The sequence below is a fragment of the Streptomyces sp. NPDC059866 genome (genome assembly GCF_042731325.1).
Taxonomy (GTDB): Bacteria; Actinomycetota; Actinomycetes; order Streptomycetales; family Streptomycetaceae; genus Streptomyces; species Streptomyces flavusporus.
The window spans coordinates 68,872-91,102 of the sequence record NZ_JBHWJT010000017.1; the positions used below are offsets into that span (position 1 = coordinate 68,872).

The 22,231-nt window shown below is 70.5% G+C and carries 16 protein-coding genes and 3 pseudogenes; 10 read left to right on the forward strand and 9 right to left on the reverse strand.

Annotation, left to right across the window (positions count from 1 at the left end; translation table 11 throughout):
• Positions 1–14 precede the first annotated feature (14 nt).
• Both ACFV7R_RS25940 and ACFV7R_RS25945 read left to right on the forward strand, forming a co-directional pair.
• On the forward strand, positions 15–380 hold the full coding sequence (locus tag ACFV7R_RS25940; RefSeq protein ID WP_385267509.1) for a cupin domain-containing protein: 366 nt from the start codon (positions 15–17) through the stop codon (positions 378–380).
• Between the two features lie 85 nt (positions 381–465).
• Positions 466–1,044: pseudogene (locus ACFV7R_RS25945) on the forward strand (SDR family oxidoreductase); the annotation flags it as partial.
• Here the strand turns inward: ACFV7R_RS25945 and ACFV7R_RS25950 are convergent.
• Both ACFV7R_RS25950 and ACFV7R_RS25955 read right to left on the reverse strand, forming a co-directional pair.
• On the reverse strand, positions 1,045–2,406 hold the full coding sequence (locus ACFV7R_RS25950; RefSeq protein ID WP_385267512.1) for a VWA domain-containing protein: 1,362 nt from the start codon (positions 2,404–2,406) through the stop codon (positions 1,045–1,047).
• Positions 2,403–3,260 carry an AAA family ATPase gene (locus tag ACFV7R_RS25955; RefSeq protein ID WP_385267515.1) on the reverse strand — a complete coding sequence of 286 codons (858 nt, stop codon included), beginning with the start codon at positions 3,258–3,260 and terminating at the stop codon, positions 2,403–2,405. The genes ACFV7R_RS25950 and ACFV7R_RS25955 overlap by 4 nt, the downstream gene beginning before the upstream one ends.
• A gap of 131 nt (positions 3,261–3,391) precedes the next feature.
• Here ACFV7R_RS25955 and ACFV7R_RS25960 point away from each other — a divergent pair.
• The 4 genes and pseudogenes from ACFV7R_RS25960 to ACFV7R_RS25975 form a co-directional block, all read left to right on the forward strand.
• Positions 3,392–3,619 (forward strand): annotated as a pseudogene (locus ACFV7R_RS25960) (TetR/AcrR family transcriptional regulator); the annotation flags it as partial.
• A gap of 213 nt (positions 3,620–3,832) precedes the next feature.
• Positions 3,833–4,510 (forward strand): ABC transporter permease, encoded by a 678-nt coding sequence (locus ACFV7R_RS25965; protein WP_385267518.1) that lies wholly within the window; start codon positions 3,833–3,835, stop codon positions 4,508–4,510.
• Positions 4,507–5,178, forward strand: coding sequence for an ABC transporter permease (locus ACFV7R_RS25970; protein ID WP_385267521.1), 672 nt, complete (start codon positions 4,507–4,509; stop codon positions 5,176–5,178). The genes ACFV7R_RS25965 and ACFV7R_RS25970 overlap by 4 nt, the downstream gene beginning before the upstream one ends.
• A complete protein-coding gene (locus ACFV7R_RS25975) occupies positions 5,175–6,116 on the forward strand; it encodes an ABC transporter substrate-binding protein (protein ID WP_129803873.1) in 942 nt (313 codons plus the stop codon). The genes ACFV7R_RS25970 and ACFV7R_RS25975 overlap by 4 nt, the downstream gene beginning before the upstream one ends.
• Before the next feature lie 4 nt (positions 6,117–6,120).
• Here the strand turns inward: ACFV7R_RS25975 and ACFV7R_RS25980 are convergent, their stop codons facing one another.
• Entirely contained in the window at positions 6,121–7,275 is a 1,155-nt protein-coding gene (locus ACFV7R_RS25980) for an ATP-binding cassette domain-containing protein (RefSeq protein ID WP_385267523.1), read from the reverse strand.
• 245 nt (positions 7,276–7,520) lie between these two features.
• Here ACFV7R_RS25980 and ACFV7R_RS25985 point away from each other — a divergent pair.
• Positions 7,521–10,668, forward strand: a pseudogene (locus ACFV7R_RS25985) (family 78 glycoside hydrolase catalytic domain).
• On the opposite strand, the gene ACFV7R_RS25990 reads toward ACFV7R_RS25985, so the two are convergent.
• From ACFV7R_RS25990 to rhaI, 6 genes are all read right to left on the reverse strand, one after another.
• Positions 10,641–11,309, reverse strand: a complete 669-nt coding sequence (locus ACFV7R_RS25990; RefSeq protein WP_385267525.1) for a lactate utilization protein C — start codon at positions 11,307–11,309, stop codon at positions 10,641–10,643. The pseudogene ACFV7R_RS25985 and the gene ACFV7R_RS25990 overlap by 28 nt on opposite strands.
• Positions 11,306–12,784, reverse strand: a complete 1,479-nt coding sequence (locus tag ACFV7R_RS25995) for a LutB/LldF family L-lactate oxidation iron-sulfur protein (RefSeq protein ID WP_385267527.1) — start codon at positions 12,782–12,784, stop codon at positions 11,306–11,308. The genes ACFV7R_RS25990 and ACFV7R_RS25995 overlap by 4 nt, the downstream gene beginning before the upstream one ends.
• The gene (locus ACFV7R_RS26000) at positions 12,781–13,536 is read right to left on the reverse strand and encodes a (Fe-S)-binding protein (protein WP_385267530.1); all 756 of its coding nucleotides are present in this window, start codon (positions 13,534–13,536) and stop codon (positions 12,781–12,783) included. Before ACFV7R_RS26000 ends, ACFV7R_RS25995 begins: the two co-directional genes overlap by 4 nt.
• Before the next feature lie 77 nt (positions 13,537–13,613).
• Positions 13,614–15,056 (reverse strand): rhamnulokinase family protein, encoded by a 1,443-nt coding sequence (locus ACFV7R_RS26005; RefSeq protein WP_385267533.1) that lies wholly within the window; start codon positions 15,054–15,056, stop codon positions 13,614–13,616.
• Complete coding sequence (locus ACFV7R_RS26010) at positions 15,053–17,092, reverse strand: bifunctional aldolase/short-chain dehydrogenase (protein WP_385267536.1); 2,040 nt, start codon at positions 17,090–17,092, stop codon at positions 15,053–15,055. The genes ACFV7R_RS26005 and ACFV7R_RS26010 overlap by 4 nt, the downstream gene beginning before the upstream one ends.
• Positions 17,093–17,239: 147 nt before the next feature.
• Positions 17,240–18,400 carry an L-rhamnose isomerase gene (gene rhaI, locus ACFV7R_RS26015; protein ID WP_385267539.1) on the reverse strand — a complete coding sequence of 387 codons (1,161 nt, stop codon included), beginning with the start codon at positions 18,398–18,400 and terminating at the stop codon, positions 17,240–17,242.
• Between the two features lie 273 nt (positions 18,401–18,673).
• Here rhaI and ACFV7R_RS26020 point away from each other — a divergent pair, with 273 nt between their 5' ends.
• Genes ACFV7R_RS26020 through ACFV7R_RS26030 form a run of 3 tightly spaced genes read left to right on the forward strand, consistent with a single transcriptional unit; the run spans position 18,674 to position 22,204 of the window.
• Positions 18,674–20,191 carry a sugar ABC transporter ATP-binding protein gene (locus tag ACFV7R_RS26020; protein WP_385267542.1) on the forward strand — a complete coding sequence of 506 codons (1,518 nt, stop codon included), beginning with the start codon at positions 18,674–18,676 and terminating at the stop codon, positions 20,189–20,191.
• Positions 20,188–21,228 (forward strand): ABC transporter permease, encoded by a 1,041-nt coding sequence (locus tag ACFV7R_RS26025; RefSeq protein ID WP_385267545.1) that lies wholly within the window; start codon positions 20,188–20,190, stop codon positions 21,226–21,228. The genes ACFV7R_RS26020 and ACFV7R_RS26025 overlap by 4 nt, the downstream gene beginning before the upstream one ends.
• Positions 21,221–22,204, forward strand: coding sequence for an ABC transporter permease (locus tag ACFV7R_RS26030; protein ID WP_385267547.1), 984 nt, complete (start codon positions 21,221–21,223; stop codon positions 22,202–22,204). Before ACFV7R_RS26025 ends, ACFV7R_RS26030 begins: the two co-directional genes overlap by 8 nt.
• Positions 22,205–22,231 lie beyond the last annotated feature (27 nt).

A 22,231-nucleotide genomic window follows, 5' to 3' on the forward strand; every position in this document is an offset into this window, starting at 1 on the left:
AAAGGAGGACCTTCATGTTCGAGGTGAAGACGCTCGACAAGCCGGACGAGCGGCGCGACTTCCCGCGCGGTCACCTGGAAGCCGTCCACCTCACGGGACTCGACTTCGCGGTGGCCACCTTCGAGCCGGGCTGGCGCTGGTCGGAGTCCGTCGCCCCCATCGCGGGGACCGACACCTGCCGGATCCACCACAACGGCTACATCGTTCAGGGCCGTCTGCGGATCCGCATGGACGACGGCGCCGAGGGCGAGGTCGGCCCCGGCGACGTCTTCGTCTGCGGGCCCGGACACGACGCCTGGGTCGTGGGCGACGAGCAGGTCGTGGCGTACGACTTCGCGGGAGCCATGGCGACGGAGTACGCGAAGTCCTCGGAGAGCTGACCGAACCCAACGGGAGGCGAACCGGCGCAGGCCCGTCGTGTGCGGGTCTGCGCCTGACACGATGCCGCGCTTGCGTGAGGGAAACCGCACGGTCACGCACCCCGACGCCGTACCGCTCGCTCTGGAGGTGAGCGACCCGGCCTCGGTGGCGGCCGCCGCGGCACAGGCGCAGGACGTCACGATTCTGATCAACAACGCGGGTGCCTCGGTGAACGCGAACTTCCTCGACTCGCCCGTGGAGGACGTCCGCCGCGAGTTCGAGACCAACTTCTACGGGCCGCTCCTCGTCACCCGTGCCTTCGTCCCGGTCCTGGAACGCAACGGCGGCGGCCACATCCTCAACGTCCACTCGGTACTGTCCTGGATCGGCCTCGCCGGCTCCTGCAGCGCCTCCAAGGCCGCCTTCTGGTCGCAGACCAACTCCCTGCGCCTCGACCTCGCACCGCGCGGCATCGACGTCACCGGTCTGCACGTCGGATACGTCGACACGGACCTGACCGCGGAGATCGACGCGCCGAAGTCAACGCCCGAGAGCGTGGCAGCCCAGGCCCTCGACGGCATCGAGTCCGGCGCGTTCGAGGTACTGGCCGACGACATCTCACGCCAGGTCAAGGCGGGGCTGTCGGCCGACCTCGGGGCGCTGTATCCCCAGCTCGCCGCCTGATCAGACCGGCAGCAGGCGGGCGATCAGCGTGCTGAGCTGCTGCGCATTGCGGCACTCGTGCATCTCGACCAGGTCGGCGTAGTCCGGGGCGGCGGAGTCGCCGGTGCCCCACTGGGGGCGTGGCTCGGGGTTCAACCAGTAGACGCGGCGGGCCCGTTCGGTGATCTGCCGTACGGCTGCCAGGTTCGGATCGCTCATGTTCGTACGGGCATCCCCGAGCACGAACACGGTCGTCCGCGGGCCCACCGCATCGCCGTACCGTTCCGCGAACTCGCCCAGTGCGACGCCGTAGTCGCTGCTGCCGTGCCAGCCCGTGAGCCTCGCCTCGGAGCGGATACGGGCGCCGAGGCCCCCGGAGTCGGCGGCGCCGTGCACCAACAGCCCCGTCACCTCGTCGATCCGGTTGACGAACGCGAACACCCGCAGCTTGCTGAACTGGTCGTGCAGCGCCTGCACCAGCAGCATCGTGAAGTCCGAGAAGCCGGACACCGAGCCCGACACATCGCACAGCAGCACCAGTTCGGGCCGGACCGGACGGCGCCGGCGCAGCACCGGCCGCATCGGCACCCCACCCGTCGACAACGATCCGCGCAGGGTCCGCCGCAGGTCGATGCTGCCCCGCGCGGCACGGCGCCGGCGGGCGGCCAAGCGGGTGGCGAGCTTGCGGGCGAGTGGCGATACGGTCCGACGCAGCTCGGCCAGCCGGTCCCTCCCGGCATACAGGAAGTCGACCCGGTCGGCGGTGGGCGTCACCGCCCGCCGGGCGATCTCCTCCCGGCCACGCCGCTCGGCGACCCGGCGCCGTGCCTCCGCGGCCACCTGCCCGCGGAAGGCCTCGATGCGCCGCCGGATCTCGTCCTCCAGCAACCGGTCGGTGAAGCCCGCATCGCCCGACTGCGCCCGCACGCTGTCGCGGACCCGTGCGAGCAGCGTCTGCGGGCGGATCCGGTCGAGGGTCTGGTACGACGACCAGCCGTCGGACGCCGGTGCACTCCCGTATCCGCCGAAGCCGTCGACGGCCTCGGCCGCAAGCAGGCCCAGCAGCGCGGTGTCGCCCGCGGCGAGGGCTGCCGCAATCCGGTCGCGCAGTTCGTCCCGGTCCGCCGTACCGGCCTCGGGTGCGCCGACGCCGCGCGGGAAGTACAGGTCGAAGACCGGGTCGAACACCTGCCGTTGGCCCGTGGTGTGCAGCAGCGTCGCCGCCAGCCCCTCCCGCAGCAGCTCACGGTCGGCGAGCCCCAGGGCCTCCACCGCCCGGGCCGCGTCCACGGTCTCGCCGGTGCCGACCCGCACGCCGTGCGCACGGAGCGCGGCGACGAGACCCGTCAGCCGGGACGCGACATCCGACGGCGCGGTTGTCATACGGCGTCCAGGTCCAGCTTGGCCCCCGCCTTGAGGACATCGTCCTGATGCTTGAGGAGGACGCCCAGGGTGTCCCGTACGACGCTCTCGTCGAGCCTGTCGGCGCCGAGCGCGAGCAGGGTGCGCGCCCAGTCGACGGTCTCGGCGACCGACGGCGCCTTCCGCAGGTCCATCGCGCGCAGGGCGCCGACCACCCGGACCACGGACTCGGTCAGCGCCGCGTCGATCCCGGGGACCTTCAGCCGGACGATCCGCCGTTCCAGCTCCTCCTCGGGGAAGCCGATGTGGAGGAACAGGCAGCGGCGGCGCAGCGCCTCGGACAGCTCACGGGTCGCGTTGGAGGTGAGGACGACGAAGGGGCGGCGCGTCGCGGTGATCGTGCCCAGCTCCGGGACGGTGACCTGGAAGTCGCTGAGCACCTCCAGGAGCAGGCCCTCCACCTCGACGTCCGCCTTGTCGGTCTCGTCGATCAGCAGCACCGTGGGGTCGTCGCCCCGGATGGCGGTCAACAGCGGGCGGGCGAGCAGGAACTCCTCGCTGAAGATGTCCGTGCGGGTCTCGTCCCAGGTCTCGTCGCGGCCGGCGGTGATACGCAGGAGCTGCTTGGCGTGGTTCCACTCGTACAGCGCCCGTGACTCGTCGACCCCCTCGTAGCACTGGAGCCGCACGAGTCGGGCCCCGGCCACCTGTGCGACGGCCTTGGCGAGTTCCGTCTTGCCGACACCCGCCGGACCCTCCACGAGGAGCGGCTTGCCGAGCCGGTCGGCGAGGAACACGGTCGTGGCGACCGCGGGTGAGGCCAGATAGCCGGTCTCGGCGAGGCGTGCGGAGACATCGTCGACGGAAGTGAACAACCGGGCCTCCGGCGGTGCGGTGAATCGGAACCAGGCACCTATCTAAGCGCTTGTTCACCCACGCTGTCACGGGGGTTCCATCGATACACCGATTGGTTTCCCCTGGCGCTGCGACGCCGTAGCCTCGCCGTATGGCCACGACAGACAAGGCGTCCCCCCGGGAGCGGTTGCTCGACGCGGCGGCAGAGCTCTTCTACCGCGACGGCGTCTCCATCGGCGTCGAGGCGCTGTGCCGGACCGCCGGTGTCTCCAAGCGGTCCATGTACCAGCTGTTCGACAGCAAGGACGAGGTGCTGGCCGCGAGCCTGGAGCGGCGGCTTCCGTCGTACGAGGCCCGGGTGGAGACGCTGGACGACGGGCCGGCCACCGCCACGGTGACCGCGCTCCTCGACGCGGCGGGCTTGGAGTAGGAAGGGGGCGGCCGCCGCAGCGACCGCCCCTCGTGGTCCGCTCACGCGGCCACCGCCACTGCCCCGACCACCGGTGCCGCGCGTTGCGGGGTGCACTCGGAGACACCCCGTACGGGTCACCACAACGAGGCGCCCCGACGGCCCGCCCGATGCAATGGACGGGTGACCGCGACCCCGGACGACTGTCTCGCGCGCAACGAGTGGATCTGTGGCGACTATCTGAGCAGCCGCCGCGAGATCCTCCTCGACGCAGTGGTCCAGCATGTGCAGCTGACGTCGGTCTCGGTCCTCGTCGGCCTGGCCATCGCCCTGCCGCTGGCGGTGCTGGGGCACCGGTGGGGCTGGGCGGCCGGGCCGGTCCTCGCCGTGACCACGATCCTGTACACGATCCCGTCCCTGGCCATGTTCTCGCTGCTGCTGCCGCTGTACGGGCTGTCCTCGACGCTCGTGGTGGCCGGGCTGGTGCTGTACTCGCTGACCCTGCTCGTACGCAACGTCCTCGCCGGTCTGCGGGCGGTCCCCGAGGACACCCGGCAGGCGGCCCGCGGAATGGGCTACGGCCCCGTCCGGCAGCTCCTCACCGTCGAACTGCCGCTCGCCCTGCCCGCCGTGATGGCCGGACTGCGCATCGCCACCGTCTCCGCGGTCTCGCTCGTGACGGTGGGCGCGATCGTGGGCTTCGGCGGACTCGGAAATCTGATCTACTCCGGAATGAACACGTACTTCAAGGCGCAGGTGCTGACGGCGTCGGTGCTGTGTGTGGTGATCGCCGTCGTCGCGGACCTGTTCCTGCTGGGCGTTCAGCGACTGATCACGCCGTGGACGAGGGCCCGTCCATGAGTACGCTCGCCGACACCTGGGCCTGGCTCACCGACCCCGCGCACTGGTCGGGCGCCGAGGGCGTCTGGCACCGGTTGCTGCAGCACCTCGTCCTCACCGTCGCCTGCCTGGTCGTCAGCTGTCTGATCGCCCTGCCCGTCGCCCTCGTCCTCGGCCACCTCGGCAAGGGCGGCGCGCTCGCCGTCAACATCTCCAACGTCGGCCGGGCGGTCCCCACCTTCGCGGTCCTGGTGCTCCTGCTGCTGACCCCCATCGGCAAGTGGGGAGAGGGGCCGACAGTCGTCGCCCTGGTGCTGTTCGCCGTACCGCCGCTGCTCACCAACGCGTACGTCGGGATGCGGGAGGTCGATCGCAGCACCGTGCAGGCGGCACGGGGTATGGGGATGACGGGCCGCCAGGTGATGTTTCACGTGGAACTGCCCCTTTCGCTCCCGATGATCCTGACCGGCGTGCGGATCGCCGCCGTCCAGCTCGTCGCCACGGCCACGATCGCCGCGCTGGCGGGCGGGGGAGGGCTGGGCCGGATCATCACCGCCGGATTCAACCTGGCCAGTACGCCGCAGGTGGTGGCCGGTGCCGTGCTCGTCGCCGTGTTCGCGCTGATCGTCGAGGGCGTCTTCGAGAGCGCCGAGCGGCTGGCACCGGCGTGGGCGAGGGGTTCGGGATGAGCTGCCGTACCACCCTGGTGGCCGTTCTGCTTCTGCTCTCGACCGCCTGCGCCACCGGCCCCTCCCTGGAGAACCAGGGCGAGGTGACCGCACCGCCCGGCGACAGCCGGCATCTGACCGTCGGCTCCGCCGGATTCACCGAGAGCGACCTGCTCGCCCAGATGTACGCCCTGCTGCTGAACCAGGCCGGCTACCAGACCTCGCTCCTCACCGTCGCCAACCGCGAACTGTACGAACCGGCCCTCGAATCCGGCCAGATCGACGTGGTCCCGGAGTACGCGGCCACCTTCGCCGACTGGCTCAACGCCAAGGCCAACGGGGCGGACGCGCCGCCGGTCGGCTCACCCGACCTCGACGCCACCATGACAGCACTGCGCCGCCTCGCCACGCCCCGCGGTCTGACCGTCCTCGACCCCGGCCGGGCCGTCGACCAGAACGCCTTCGCGGTGAGCGCCTCCTACGCCCGACGCCACGACCTCAGGACGCTCAGCGACCTCGGCGCCTCCGGCCTCCGGGTGCGCCTCGCCGCCGGTGACGAGTGCGTCCAACGCCCTTACTGCGCACCGGGGTTGAAGAAGACCTACGGCATCGACATCATCGCCGTCGACCCCAAGGGCGTCGGCACCACCCAGGCCAAACGGGCGGTGCAGAGCGGCCAGGACCAGATGGTGCTGACCACCACGACCGACGCCACCCTCGACGAGTTCGGCCTGGTCCTCCTCGCCGACGACAAGCACCTCCAGAACGCCGACTACGTCGTCCCCGTCGTCAACCGTGCCCGCGCGGGCGGCCCCGGCCCCGCCAAGGCCCTCGACCGACTCAACGACGTCCTCACCACCGCCGATCTGGCGTCCATGAACCAACAGGTCGACAGCTGGCGCCGGCTGGCGACGGACGTGGCCCGGACGTATCTGGAGGACAAGGGGCTGCTCAAGTAGGCGGTCAGGCGTCGGCCACCGAGTCGAACGTCACCTGACCCCGCGCCACGCCCAACGCGTCCGCGTCCACCGAGCGTCGCAGTGCCTCGTGCAGCTTGGCCGGGGTCAGCACGCCGAGGAAGCGGGCGCCGTCCAGCACCGCGACCCAGCCGGCGTCGTGCTGGAGCATCACGCCGAAGGCCTGCTTGAGCGGTGCGCCCACGGGAACCCAGGCGTTCATCCGGTGCGCGAGGTCGCCGACCGTACCGCCCGCCCCGAGCTCGTCGATCCCGGCCCAGCCGTGCAGATCGCCGTGCGTGTCCAGGACCACCGCCCAGCGTGCGCCCTCCGAGCGCAGCCGGTCGGCGGCCTGCCCGGCCGGCTCGTACAGCCGGGCGATCGGCGGCTGTTCCAGGTCGCCGGGCTCGATCGCGGTCACCGACAGCCGCTTCAGCCCCCGGTCGGCGCCGACGAACTCCGCGACGTACGGCGACGCCGGTGTGCCCAGCACCGCTCCGGGCGTGTCGAACTGCTCGATGCGCCCCTGCCCGTACACGGCGATCCGGTCGCCGAGCCGCACCGCCTCCTCGATGTCGTGCGTGACCAGCAGCACCGTCTTGCGCACCGCCGCCTGCATCCGCAGAAACTCGTTCTGCAGCTGCTCCCGCACGACCGGGTCGACCGCGCCGAACGGCTCGTCCATCAGCAGCACCGGCGGATCGGCGGCCAACGCCCGTGCCACGCCGACCCGCTGGCGCTGACCGCCCGACAACTGGTGCGGATAGCGCGTGCCGTACGTGTGGGGATCCAGCCCCACCAGATCGAGGAGCTCGGCGGCGCGGGCCCGCGCCCTGGTCCGCTTCCAGCCGAGCAGTGAGGGCACGGTCGCCGTGTTGTCGAGGATCGTGCGGTGCGGGAACAGGCCCACCTGCTGGATGACGTAGCCGATCCGCCGTCGCAGCAGTACCGGATCGACGGCGGCGATGTCCTCGCCACCGACGAGGATCCGGCCCGAGGTCGGTTCGATGAGCCGGTTGACCATCGTCATGGTCGTCGTCTTGCCGCAACCGGACGGGCCGACGAGCGTGACGAGCTCGCCCTCGGACACCTCGAAGGACAGTCCGTCCACGGCCGTCGTACCGTCCGGATACCGCTTGGTGACCTGTTCGAACCGGATCATGACCTCACGCTAACGGCGCTGCCCGGCACCCGCTCACCGACGGCGTCCCACTGGCTGGTGAACGGTCCATTCCGGTTTTGAACTGTTTCAATCCACTCCTGGTCGGGACGGGGCGCTGAGGCGTTCTGTTTGATTCTGGTGACAACTCCCGCTGCTGGGGGCATAGACAGTGGCCACAGTCGCCACTACCTTCAACCGCCGATCGACTGAATCGATACAACTCCGACCGGCCGAAGGGACACGGCATGAACGACGGAGTAGGCGGCACCCCCCGCGACGGAGTGCGGCGCAGAACGGTCCTCACCACGGCACTGGGCACCGTCCCCGCGGTGATCGCCGGTGGCGTCGCAGGCGGGGGCACGGCGTCGGCCGCACCCGCCGACGCCCCCGCCTCGGACCGCGGCTCGGTCACGGGGCTGACGGTCGAGCACCGGACGAACCCGCTCGGCATCGACGCCGACGCCCCGAGGTTCGGCTGGCTCATGGCCTCCGCAGCCCGCGGTCGGCGCCAGTCGGCGTACCGCATCCTCGTTGCGACCTCGGCCGAACGCCTGCGACGCGGCCGCCCGGACGTCTGGGACAGCGGCCGCATCACCTCGGCCGACTCGGTCGCCGTGCGCTACGCGGGCCCCGCCCTGCACGCCTCCACTCGCTACCACTGGACGGTGACGGTCTGGGACGAGACCGGCCGCACCGTCCCCGCCGCCCCGACCGCCCACTTCGAGACCGGCCTGCTCAGCACCGACGGCATCGCAGGCTGGAACGGCGCCCGGTGGATCACCATGGCGGGCAAGCAACCCAACAGCCCCGGCGCCCCGCTGCTGCGCCGGCAGACCCGGCTGACAGGGCGTCACGTACGCGACGCCCGGCTCTGCATCTCCGCCCTCGGCGTGTACGACGCCTACGTCAACGGCCACCGGGTCGCCGTGCCGCAGGGCGACGGCACCACCCACGAACTGCTGACGCCGGGCTGGACCAACTACGACAGCACCGTCAACTACTTCACCTACGACGTCACGGACCTGGTCGCGGGGCAGCGGCACCAGGGGCACGTCACCCTCGCGGCCGTCCTCGGCAACGGCTGGTACAACGGCCGTGTCTCCGACAACAGCACCTACTGCTCCGCCGACGGCAACCGCCTGGCCCTCAAGGCCAAGCTCCTCGTCCGGTACGCCGACGGATCCGAGCAGACGATCGTCACCGCACCCGGCGACGACTGGAAGGCCACGGACACCGGCCCTTACCGCGCCGACGACATCTACGACGGCCAGACCTACGACGCCCGCAGGGAACTCCCGGGCTGGACGGCGAACGGCTTCGACGCGTCCGACTGGGCCGACGTGAGCGAGCACGACTTCACCTCCAGGTTCCCCGACGCGAAGCTGGTCGCCTATCCCGGCGAGAGCGCCCGCCTGATGCCGGCCTGGGACCGCAGGCCGCACTCCATCACCGTGTACACCGGCGTGTCCGGCCAGGACGGCAGCCCGGGCGGCAAGGGCCGCATCGTCGTCGACCCCGCCCGCACGGTCACCGACCCGGCCACCGCGGCCACCGCTGCCGTGACCCTGCACCCCGGCGACACCGCCGTGATCGACCTCGGCCAGAACATGGTCGGCGTACCCCGCTACACCCTGCGCGGCCCGGCGGGCGCCCAAGTCGCCTTCAAACCCGGCGAGATGCTCAACGACGACAGCGCCGGAGCGGACGGCCCCGCCGGCTCGGGTCTACCGGGCCAACCTCCGCACCGCCAAGGCCACCAGCACGTACGTCCTCAAGGGCGACCCCGACGGCGAGACCCACCAGGACTCGCTGACCTTCTACGGCTTCCGCTACGTCTCCGTCACCGCGACCGACACCGTCACCCTCACCGCGTTCACCGGCAGGGTCGCCACCTCCGCCCTCCGCGACATCGGCACGATCACCACAGACGACGCCGACGTCAACCAGCTGATCAGCAACGTCCGTTGGGGCCAGCGCGGCAACTACCTGTGGGTGCCCACCGACTGCCCGCAGCGCGACGAACGCTGCGGCTGGACCGGCGACACCCAGCTCTTCTCCCACACCGGCCTCTACAACGCCGACGCGGTGAACTTCCTCAGCCACTTCCAGGACACCCTGATCGACTCGCAGCGCACCTACGGCGCGGACGGCGCCCAGTTCACCTGGATCGCCCCCGGCGCCCGCTACAACCAGCCGGTCCCGGCGAGCGGTTGGGCGGACTGCGGGGTGGTCGTGCCATGGACGATCTGGCAGATGTCCGGCGACACCACCGTCATCGACCGCAGCTGGGCCGCGATGAAGAAGTACATGGACTGGATCCGGCAGCGCACCGGTGACACCTACGCCGGGCAGGGTGCGATCTTCGGTGACTGGCTGGCCTTCCAGGACACCAGCACGCAGCTCATGAGCGACGTCTACTACGGCCACAGCGCCCGGCTCATGGCGGACATGGCGCGCGCCACCGGCCGCAGCGCCGAGTCCCGTGCGTACGAGGAGCTCTTCTCCCGGATCAAGCGGGCGTTCATCACCAAGTACCTCGCCACCGACGCGACCACGGGACGGATCACGGTCCGATCGAGCCTGGGCAATCCGCCGCCGACGCCCGGCGACAGCCCGCGCAAGACCGAGGACGACACCCAGACCGCCCTGCTGTGGGTCCTCAAACTCGGCTTCCACGAGACCGAGGCACAGCGCCGCGCGCTCGTCGCCCTCCTCGCCGAGAACATCGGCAACGACGAGGCCTACAAGGAGGCCCACCCCGACAGCACGCGCGTGAAGTACGCCGAGAACACCCTCTCCGTCGGCTTCCTCGGCGTGAACGTCCTCGCCCCGGTGCTCACCGACGAGGGTCGCGTCGACCTGGCGTACAAGCTGCTGCACCAGGACGCCATGCCGTCCTGGCTGTACTCGGTGAGAAACGGTGCGACCACGATCTGGGAGCGCTGGAACTCGTACTCGAAGGAGGACGGCTTCGGCCCGGTCGACATGAACTCGTTCAACCACTACTCCTACGGCGCGATCATGGAGTGGATGTACGAGAGCATGGCCGGCATCGCCAAGGACCCGGCCCACCCCGGCTTCCGGCACTTCTTCCTCAGGCCTCACCTCGACACGACCGGCAAGGTCACGCGGGTGGCCGGGTCGCATCTCTCGCCCTACGGCGAGATCGTCAGCGAGTGGAAGGCAGACGGCCGCAGGCTGACCTACCGGGCCGCGGTGCCCGCGAACACGACCGCGACCCTCCGCATCCCCACCACCGACCCGGCGACGGTCCGCGAGGGCCGGACACCCCTCTCCCGGGTCGAGGGCGTGAAGTACCTGGGCTTCACGGACGGCACCGCCTCCTACCGGCTCCCGTCCGGCCGCTACGAGGTGACGTCCACGCTCGCCTGACCGCCCACCAGCACCACCTCCAGGGTGCGCGGACCATGCACCCCCTCGACCCGGTCCAGCTCGATGTCGCTGGTCGCCGACGGACCGGAGATCCACGTCAACGGGCGGGCGGGGTCGAGGCGTTCGAGGGCCTGCGGGACGGAGGAGACGACCTGATCCGGGACCCGCACCACACAGATGTGGTGATCGGGGACGAGGGTGATGCGGCGGCGGCCCTGGTCGGGGGAGCCGTCCAGGACGATCGTGCCGGTCTCGGCGACGGCCACCGCACATGCCGTGACCACGCTGTCGACCTGGTCCAGTTCGTGCGGGGTGCTCTCCGCCCGGTCCGGGATCCGCTCGGCGTCGCTCGCCGCGAGCCACTCCACCTCCAGGCCCGGCGGCACGAGCACCGTCTTCGAGCCGCGCGCGGCGAGCATCCCGCCGATCGTCGCCGCGAGATCGGCGGGAGTGCAGCGGTGCACGATCGCCCGGTAGTCGGCCAGGTTCTCGGCCAGCAGATCCACGGTCTCCTCGACACTCCGGTCGCCGTGCGCGTGCAGATAGTCGCGGGCAACGGCCTGCTCGTACGGCGTTTCGTCCTGTCGTGCGGCCGCCAGTGCCCGTTGTACCCGGCCCAGGATCCGTTCCCTGCTGCTCACTTCGCGTCGTCCTTCCCGCCGTTCGTACGCTGCCACCAGTCCCGGAACGGCTCCTTGGGCACCGTCGGCAGATCGCGGGTCCCGCTCCACGCCTTGCCCGGGCCCGGGAGCGACCGCGGATGCAGGCGGCGGGTGCGCGAGGCGAGCCGCTGGCCGGTGCGCAGGGCGCCCGGATGGCTGAACGCCCAGCGCGCCGCCCGCATCGCGGCCCGCTCGGCGGCGTGCCCCTTCGCGGGCTTCAGCACCACCTTGTTGCCCTGCCGCGTCACCTGGCCGCCCTCCACGACCCGCTCCCTGAGATGCACCAGCACCTCGGGGATGTCGATGGCCACCGGGCACACGTCGTAGCAGGCGCCGCACAGCGACGACGCGTACGGCAGTGAGGCGTCGATCTCGCTTGTCACGCCCCGGAGTTGAGGGCTGAGGATGGCGCCGATGGGGCCCGGATAGACCGAGCCGTAGGCGTGCCCGCCGGCCCGCTCGTACACCGGGCACACGTTGAGACACGCCGAGCAGCGGATGCAGCGCAGGGCCTGGCGGCCGACCTCGTCGGCGAGTGTGTCGGTGCGGCCGTTGTCGAGGAGGACCAGGTGGAAGTTCTGAGGCCCGTCCTCGTCCGTCGTACCGGTCCACATCGACGTGTACGGGTTCATGCGCTCGGCGGTGGAGGAGCGGGGGAGTGTCTGCAGGAACACCTCCAGGTCCTGCCACGTGGGCACGATCTTCTCGATGCCGACGACCGAGATCAGCGTCTCGGGCAGGGTCAGGCACATCCGCCCGTTGCCCTCGGACTCCACGACCACCAGCGTGCCGGTCTCGGCGACCATGAAGTTGGCGCCGGAGATGCCGACCTTGGCCCGCAGGAACTTCTCGCGGAGGTGGAGGCGGGCCGCCTCGGCGAGTTCGGCGGGTGTGTCGGTCAGGCCTTCCGGAGCGGGGCGGCCCCACTCGCTCATCTCCTTGCGGAAGATGTCCCGGATCTCGCCCCGGTTGCGATGGATCGCCGGGACGAGGATGTGCGAGGGCCGGTCCTTGCCCAACTGCACGATCAGCTCGGCGAGATCGGTCTCGTAGGCGTGGATGCCCTCTTCGAGAAGGGCCTCGTTGAGCCCGATCTCCTGCGTGGCCATCGACTTGACCTTGACGACCTCCGACTCACCGGTCGCCTTGACGAGGTCCGCCACGATCCGGTTGGCCTCGTCGGCGTCGGCGGCCCAGTGGACGGTACCGCCCGCCGCTGTCACCGACTTCTCCAACTGCACGAGGTAACGGTCGAGATGACGGAGCGTGTGGTCCTTGATCTGCTTCCCGGCCTCCCGCAGCGCCGCCCAGTCGGACATCTCCGCGACGGCCTTCGCACGCTTGGCGCGGATGGTGTGCGTGGCGTGTCGCAGATTGCCCCGCAGGGTCTGGTCGTGCACGGCCTCGTGCGCGGCCTTCGGAAAGGCCGGCATCCCCAGATACGTTCCGCTCATACGGCCGGTTCCTCCTCCGTGCTCGCCAGGATCTCCGCGATGTGCACCGGCCGCATGCCGGTCCGCAGCCGGGCCATCGTGCCGCCGATGTGCATCAGACAGGAGTTGTCGGCCGCGCACAGCACCCCGGCCCCCGTCGACTCGGCGTTGCGCACCTTGTCGGCGCCCATCGCCGCCGAGACATCGGAGTTCTTCAACGCGAACGTGCCGCCGAACCCGCAGCACTCCTCGGCCCCCGGCAGCTCCACCAGCTCCAGCCCCCGCACGGCCTGGAGCAGCCGTCGCGGCCGGTCGCCGAGCCCCAGCCCGCGCAGCCCGTGGCAGGTCGGGTGATAGGTCACCTTGTGCGGGTAGTACGCCCCCACGTCCGTCACGCCTAGCACGTCCACCAGGAACTCGGTCAGCTCGTACGTCTTCGGCACCACGGGCGCCAGCGTGGCGGCGAGGGTGTCCCCCCGCCCCTCGGCCCGCGCCCGCTCACCCATCCGCGGATACAGCTCCCGCACCATCGCCCCGCACGACCCGGACGGCGTGACGATCGCCTCGTACTCCCCGAAGACATCGGAGAAATGCCGGGCGAGCGGCTCGGCCTCGTGCCGGTATCCGGTGTTGTAGTGCGCCTGCCCGCAGCAGGTCTGCGCCATCGGGAAGTCGACCTCGACGCCCAGCCTGGTCAGCAGTTTCACCACGGCGCGCCCGGTGTCCGGATAGAGCGTGTCGTTGACACAGGTCAGGAACAGGGCGACACGCATCGCGGCTCCTTGTGATCGATCATCGGATGAGTGCAGGGTAGTGCGGGCGCGTGGGCCGGGGGAGACCCCGCTCACCGTCAGGTGAGCCGGGCCTCCGCCTCGCTCCAGCGTGCCGCGTCCCCCCGCGGCTCGTACCGCGTCAACGGCTGCGTACGGGTGAGCAGGCGCCGCCCGGCCGCGAGGTCGCCCACCAGCCCATGGGCCCGGGCCTGGACCAGGACGTTCCCGAGGGCGGCGGCCTCGGTCGGGCCCGTCACCACCGGCAGCCCGCAGGCGTCGGCGGTCAGCTGGCACAGCAGGGCGTTGCGGGTGCCGCCCCCGACGACGTGCACTACGTCGACCGGGTGATCGGCCAGCCGCTGCGCCTCCGCGATCGCCCGGCGGTGCGCGAGGGCGAGCGAGTCGAGGATGCAGCGCGTGATCTCGGCGGGCGACTCGGGCACCGGCTGCCCCGACGCGCGGCACGCCTCGGCGATCCGCTCCGGCATCCGGCCCGGCGCGAGAAACGCCGCGTCGCCCGCGTCCACGACCGACCGCAGCGCCGGCACCTTGGACGCGTCGAGCAGCAGCTCGCCCAGGTCCGGGTCCCCCCAGGCCCGTACGCACTCCTGGAGCAGCCACAGGCCCATGATGTTCCGCAGATAGCGGACCGTGCCGTCCAGCCCCAGCTCGTTGGTGAAGTTGGCGGCCCGGCTCTCCTCGCTCAGCACGGGGGCATCGAGCTCCAGCCCGGCCAGCGACCACGTGCCGGTACAGATGTACGCGAACCGTTCACGCCCGGCCGGCACGGCGGCCACGGCGGACGCGGTGTCGTGCGACCCGACGGTCGTCACCGGCACCGGCCCGCTCAGCCCGGTCTCCTCCAGCGCCTCGGCCCGCAGCACACCCGCCGGATCACCGGGCTGCCTGAGCGGCGCGAACAGCCCCAGGTCGAGACCGAGCCGCGCGGCGATGTCGTACGACCAGTCGCGCGTGCGGGGATCGATCAGCTGGGTGGTGGAGGCGTTGGTGAGCTCGGTGCCCTGCTCGCCGGTGAGCCAGTACGTCAGCAGGTCGGGGATGAGCAACAGCCGCTGGGCATGAGCCAGTTGGGCCGAGTCCTGCGCCGCCGTCAGCTGGTACAGGGTGTTGAAGGGGGCGTACTGCAACCCGGTCGCCGCGTACAGCTCCTGCGCCGGGACGGTCGCCCACACCTTCTCCGCGACCCCCTCGGTACGGGAGTCCCGGTAGTGCACGGGGTTGCCGAGCAGTGCCCCGTCGGCGTCCAGCAGGCCGTAGTCCACGGCCCAGCTGTCGATGCCGACGGAGTCGACCTGCCCGGCCGCCCGCAGCCCGTCCAGCACCCCGGCATACAGAGCGAGCACGTCCCAGCGCAGCCCTTCGGGCACCCGGACGGGCCGGTTGGGGAAGCGGTGCGCCTCGGTCAGCTCCAGGCTGTCCGGGCCGACGCGGCCGACCATGACCCGCCCGCTGGAGGCGCCCAGGTCGACCGCGGCGTACGACTTCACACCGGCGCTCATCGCAGGAAGGCGGCCGCGACGCCGGCGTCGACCGGGATGTGCAATCCGGTGGTGTGGGTCAGGTCCCCACCGGTCAGCGCGAAGACGGCGTTCGCGACATGGTCCGGGAGCACCTCGCGCTTGAGGATGGTCCGCTGGGCGTAGAACTCGCCGAGCTTCTCCTCCTCCACGCCGTACACGGCGGCCCGCTGGGCACCCCAGCCACCGGCGAAGATCCCGGACCCGCGCACCACACCGTCCGGGTTGACCCCGTTGACGCGGATGCCGTGCTCACCCAACTCGGCGGCCAGCAGCCGCACTTGATGAGCCTGGTCGGCCTTGGTCGCCGAGTAGGCGATGTTGTTGGGCCCGGCGAAGACGGCGTTCTTGGAGGCGATGTAGACGATGTCACCGCCCAGCCCCTGAGCGATCATCACCTGGGCGGCTTCCCTCGACACCAGGAAGGAACCGCGGGCCATGATGTCGTGCTGGAGGTCCCAGTCCTTGGCCGAGGTCTCCAGCAGCGGCTTGGAGATGGAGATCCCGGCGTTGTTGACGACCAGATCAACCCCACCGAAGGCCAGCACGGCCGCCTCGAAGGCGTCGGCGATCTGCTCCTCGGACGTGACGTCCACGGTCACCGCGACGGCCTTGTCGGGACCGCCGAGCTCCTCGGCGACGGCCTGGGCGTTCTCGGCGTCGAGGTCGGCGACGACCACACACGCACCCTCACCGACCAGCCGGTGCGCGATGGCCTTCCCGATACCACTGCCCGCCCCGGTCACCAGCGCGACCCGCGTCGCGAGCGGCTTGGGTTTCGGCATCCGCTGGAGCTTGGCCTCTTCGAGGGCCCAGTACTCGATGCGGAACTTCTCCGACTCCTCGATGGGCGCGTACGTCGAGACGGCCTCGGCCCCACGCATCACATTGATGGCGTTGACATAGAACTCGCCCGCCACCCGGGCCGTCTGCTTGTCCTTGCCGAAGGAGAACATGCCGACACCCGGGACCAGCACGATCGCCGGGTCGGCGCCGCGCATGGCGGGGGAGTCGGGCAGGGCGTGCCGCTGGTAGTAGGCGGCGTACTCCTCGCGGTACTCGGCGTGCAGTTCCTTGAGCCGGGCGATGGCCTCGTCCAGCGGAGCGGTGGGCGGCAGGTCGACGACGAGCGGCCGCACCTTGGTCCGCAGGAAGTGGTCCGGGCAGGAGGTGCCGAGGGCAGCCAGCCGCGGATGCTCGGCCCGGGCCAGGAACTCCAGCACGACATCGGAGTCGGTGAAGTGCCCGACCTGCGCCTTGTCCTGCGAGGCGACGGCACGGACATACGGGGCCAGCGCCGCCGCCCGCTCCCGCCGCTCGGCCTCGGGCAGCGCCTTGTACCCGTCGATCACCGGCCCGAAGGGCTCGGGCTTGCCCCGCTCGGCGAGGAAGGCCTCGGCGGTCCGGATGATGTGCAGCGAGTTCCGCTCACACTCCTCGGAGGTGTCCCCCCAGGCGGTGATCCCGTGCCCGCCGAGAATGCACCCGACGGCCTGCGGATTCGCTGCCTTCACTGCGGCGATGTCGAGCCCGAGCTGAAACCCGGGCCGCCGCCACGGCACCCACACCACGGTGTCACCGAAACACTCGGCGGTGAGCTTCTCGCCGTCGGCGGCACAGGCCAGCGCGATACCGGAGTCGGGATGCAGATGATCGACATGCGCGGCCTCGACCAGCCCATGCATGGCGGTGTCGATGGAGGGGGCGGCCCCGCCCTTGCCGTGCAGGCAGTAGTCGAAGGCGGCGACCATCTCGTCCTCACGCTCGACGCCCGGGTAGACGTCGACGAGCGCCCGCATACGGTCCAGCCGCAACACGGCCAGCCCACCCTCGGTGAGCGTACCGAGGTCGCCCCCGGACCCCTTGACCCACATCAGCTCGACGTCACCACCGGTGACAGGGTCGGTGTCGGTGCCCTTCGCGGAGGCGTTTCCGCCGGCGTAGTTGGTGTTGCGGGGATCGGAGCCGAGCCGATGGGAACGAGCGAGGAGGGCGGCGGCTTCGGGGTGCAGTGCCATGTCTTCTCAGTCCTTCAGGATGTAAAGGGGATCTTCAAACGCGCCAGGGGGCAGTGCCCCTCAGGGGGGCGGGGAACTGCGCGACCAGCCACAAACGGCCCGCAGCCTGCGACGAACCGAATCCGGCAGACGCGACGCAGTCAGTGATCACGCCCCCCAGCCCGCCTGCTGCCCGCCGACCCGCTCCTCAGCGATCTTCTCGGCCCACCCGGACCGGGCATACGCACCCATGGGGTCGGCGTCCAGCCCCATCTCCGCACGCACCTCGGCAAGCAGTGGCCGCACATCCGTGTTGTACGCGTCCATCAGCACGGCGTTGGCGCCCAGCACATCCCCCGCCTGCTGCGCAGCACCCAGCGCGTCCCGATCCACGAGCAGCGCCTTCGCCGTGGCCTCCTGCACATTCATCACCGACCGGATGATCGCCGGAATCTTGGCCTCGATGTTGTGGCACTGGTCGAGCATGAACGCGACCTCGGGCGTGAACCCACCCCCACGCACCACCTCGTACATGATCCGGAACAACTGGAACGGATCCGCGGCCCCGACCATGAGGTCGTCGTCCGCATAGAACCGCGAGTTGAAGTCGAACCCCCCGAGCTTCCCCTCCCGCAGCAGCGTCGCGACGATGAACTCGATGTTGGTGCCGGGCGCGTGATGACCCGTGTCGACAACGACCTGCGCCTTCTCCCCGAGCTTCAGACAGTGCGCATACGCCGTCCCCCAGTCCGGAACGTCCGTCGTGTAGAACGCCGGCTCGAAGAACTTGTACTCCAGCAGCATCCGCTGCCCGTCCCCGAGCCGCTCGTACACCTCGGCCAGGCCCTCCGCCAGCCGGTCCTGCCGAGCCCGGATGTCGTCCTGCCCGGGATAGTTGGTCCCGTCGGCGAACCACAGCTTCAGGTCCGTGGACCCCGTCGCGTCCATGATGTCGACGCACTCGAGCAGATGGTCCACTGCCTTCCTGCGCACCGCCGCATCCGGATGACAGATGCTGCCCAGCTTGTAGTCGTCGTCCTGGAAGGTGTTGGAGTTGATGGCTCCCAGCTGCACACCACGGTCCTCGGCGTACTTCGCCAGCGCCCCGTAGTCGTCCACCTTGTCCCAGGGGATGTGGAGGGCAACCGTCGGCGCCACACCGGTGAACGCGTGGACCTGTGCCGCGTCGTCCAGCTTCTCCTGCGGCGTCCGCGGAACACCGGACTGCGCGAACACCTTGAACCGCGTCCCCGAGTTCCCGTACGCCCACGACGGCGTTTCGACTGCCTGCGTCTTGAGTGCGGCCTTCACCGCGGCGAGCTCGGTCACTTGAGGGCTCCTGTGACGTCGGGTCGGAAAGTCAATTGAACGGTCTAGCTGTGAAACGATTCAAGACGGGAACGTATGAGCCCTCCGGAAGGGTGTCAAGCCCCGCGACCAAGGGCGTTTCTCGTGATCGGGCCGTGACCTTCCTCGGTCGAAACTTTTTCGACACGGACCCATTGACGTGACATGCGCTCCGTGCCTAACGTCCCGGCAACCAAGTTGAAACCTTTCACGACGCCGAGAGGGACGTCCCGCCGGCGTCGTCGAGGAGCCCCCATGACCCACCCGTCCACCACGGGTCCGGCCCCGGTTCTTGCGCTCAGGGACATCTCGAAGTCCTTCGGCGCGGTCCGCGCCCTGCGGGACGTCTCCCTGGAGCTGTTTCCCGGGGAGGTGCACGCCCTCGCCGGGGAGAACGGCGCGGGCAAGTCGACCCTGATCAAGACGCTCGCCGGAGTGCACCGGCCGGACGCCGGCCAGGTGCTGCTCGACGGTCAGCCGGTCGTCTTCCACGGTCCCGGCGACGCCCGCGACGCCGGCATCGCCGTGATCTACCAGGAGCCGACCCTCTTCCCCGACCTGTCGATCGCCGAGAACATCTTCATGGGCCGCCAGCCCCGGCGCGCCCTCGGCCGGATCGACCACAAGGCCACGCACGCCGCGACCCTGGCCCTGATGCAGCGCCTCGGTGTCGAACTCGACCCCGACCGCCCCGCGCGCGGCCTGTCCATCGCCGACCAGCAGATCGTCGAGATCGCCAAGGCGCTCTCCTTCGACGCCCGCGTCCTGATCATGGACGAGCCGACCGCGGCCCTCACCGGCAGCGAGGTCGCCCGTCTCTTCGGCGTGGTCCGCACCCTGCGCGAACAGGGCGCAGCGGTGCTCTTCATCTCGCACCGCCTCGAGGAGATCTTCCAGATCTGCCGGCGGGTGACCACCCTGCGCGACGGCGCCTGGATCTCCAGCGAACTCCTCGAGGGCATGACGGAGGACGACCTCGTCCGACGCATGGTCGGCCGCGACCTCGACGAGCTCTACCCCAAGCAGGACGTGAACCCGGGCGAGGTCGCCCTGAGCGTGCGCCGGCTGACCCGGGAGGGCGTCTTCACCGATGTCTCCTTCGACGTACGGCGTGGCGAGATCGTCGGCCTCGCGGGGCTCGTCGGCGCGGGCCGTACGGAGGTGGCGCGGGCCGTGTTCGGCATCGACCGCTGGGACGCCGGTGAGGTCGAACTGGACGGGCGGAAGCTGATCAACGGCGCCCCCTCCACCGCGATGGCCGCCGGCCTTGCGCTCGTCCCCGAGGACCGGCGCGCCCAGGGCCTGGTGATGGACATGTCCATCGAACGCAACATCGGCCTGACCGGACTCCGTACGACGGTGAAGGCCGGCCTGATGGACCGCGGCGCCGAACGCAGCCGGTCCCTGGACTGGGCCGTCAAGCTCCAGGTCAAGTACGCCCGGATCGCCGACACCGTCGGCACGCTGTCCGGCGGCAACCAGCAGAAGGTCGTCCTGGCCAAGTGGCTCGCCACACGGCCCAAGGTGCTGATCGTGGACGAGCCGACCCGCGGCATCGACGTCGGAACCAAGGCCGAGGTGCACCGGCTGCTGAGCGAACTGGCCGCCGACGGTGTGGCCGTCCTGATGATCTCCTCCGACCTGCCCGAGATCCTCGGCATGGCCGACCGCGTGCTGGTGATGCACGAGGGCCGGCTCACCGCCGAGATCCCGCGCTCCGACGCCACCGAGGAATCCGTGATGGCCGCAGCCACCGGGAGGGCCGCCGCATGACGGTGACCGCGCCGAACCCCGCCCCGACCGCCGAGGTGCCCAAGGCCGGCGCCACCCGGCTGGTCGACCGCGTCTTCAAGATGCGCGAACTCGCCATCCTGGCCGTCTTCGTGGTGATGATCGTCATCACCCAGCTGGGCAACAGCGAGTTCCTCACCGAGCAGGGCATCAAGGACCTGCTGCTGAACGCGACCATCCTGGTGCTGGTGGCCGTCGGACAGTCGCTCGTCGTCATCACCCGCAACGTCGACCTGTCGGTCGGATCGACGCTCGGCATCAGCGCCTTCGCCGCAGGCACGTACCTCCAGAGCGGCGGCAACTCGACGGTCGCCATCCTTCTGGCAGTCCTGATGGGCATCGGCTTCGGCCTGCTGAACGGCCTGCTCGTCAGCCTCGGCCAGGTGCCCGCGCTCGTCGTGACGCTCGGCACGCTCTACATCATCCGCGGCATCGACTCCATCTGGGTCGGCTCCCGGCAGATCACGGCGGCCGACCTGCCGGACGGCTTCGTCGACTTCGGCTCCGGCGGCATCCTCGCCGTGCCGTGGCTGGCGCTGATCGCCCTCGCCGTCCTGGTGGCGACGGCGTACTACCTCAAGCACTTCAGCAGCGGCCGCGAGCTGTACGCCCTCGGCTCCAACCCCGAGGCCGCCCGCCTCGCCGGCATCCCGGTCCGCAAGCGGATCCTCGCCGCGTACACCTTCTGCGGTGCCCTCGCGGGGCTCGCGGGCGCGCTGTACCTGGCCCGGTTCGGCAACGTCGACTCCGGCACCGGCAACGGCTACGAACTCACCGTCGTCAGCGCGGTCGTGGTCGGCGGCGTCGTCTTCACCGGCGGCTCCGGCAGCGTCTACGGCGCGGCCCTCGGTGCGCTGCTGCTGACCTCCATCAACAGCGTGCTGCCCGCGCTCGGCGTCAGCTCCGTGTGGGTGCTCGCGATCAACGGCATCCTGCTCATCCTCGCCATCGCCGTGGACCGTGTGGTCGCCATGCGGGTGGCGTCGGCCCTGAAGAAGAGGAACGCCCGCCATGCCTGAGTCCTTGACGCGCGCCGTCCGCTGGGACACGGTCGTCGGCGTCCTCCTGATCGTCCTGCTGCTGCTGTCGTTCTCCTTCGTGGACGGCTTCGGCAACGCGCTGAACCTGTCGTTCCTGATCGGCAACACGCTGCCCATCGCGCTGATCGCCCTGCCGATGACGCTGCTGGTCGTCTCCGGCGAGATCGACCTGTCGGTCGCTTCCACCGCCGGCCTGTCCGGCGCGGTGATGGGCGCCCTGTGGAACCAGGGCATGACCATCGAGACGATCATCCCCATCTGTCTGCTGCTGGGCGTGGTGTGCGGACTGATCAACGGCCTGCTGGTCACCAAGCTCGGCCTGCCGTCCCTCGCCGTCACCATCGGCACCCTCGCCGCCTACCGGGGCGTCGCGCAGATCGTGCTCGGCTCCGACGCGGTGACCGACTTCCCCACCCAGTACCTCGACTTCGCGGCCGGACGCATCGGCGACACCTTCATCCCGTACGCCTTCCTGCCCTTCCTCGTCCTGCTGGCGATCGCGGTGGTCGCCCTGCACGCCACCCCGTTCGGGCGGTCGCTGTTCGCGATCGGCGCCAGCGAGGAGGCCGCGCGCTTCGCCGGTATCCGGGTCAAGCGGCAGAAGCTGATCCTGTTCACGCTGACCGGCCTGATGGCCTCGCTCACCGGCATCTTCTGGGCGCTGCACTACGCCAGCGCCCGCTACGACAACGCCACCGGCCTCGAACTGGCCGTCATCGCCGCGGTGCTGCTCGGCGGCATCGACTTCGACGGCGGCAAGGGCACGCTCGGCGGCGCGATCGCGGGAGTCTTCCTGCTCGGTGCGCTCCAGAACGTCATGAGCCTCCAGGACGTCTCCGCGCAGACGCAGATCCTCGTCACCGGCGTCCTGCTCGTCCTCTCCGTGCTCGGCCCCCGGGTCGCACGACAGATCTCCGTGGCGAGGGCGGCTCGCTCCGCTGGAAAGCCCGTTTGAAAGCTGCCGGCCGTCTGTGGCTGGTCG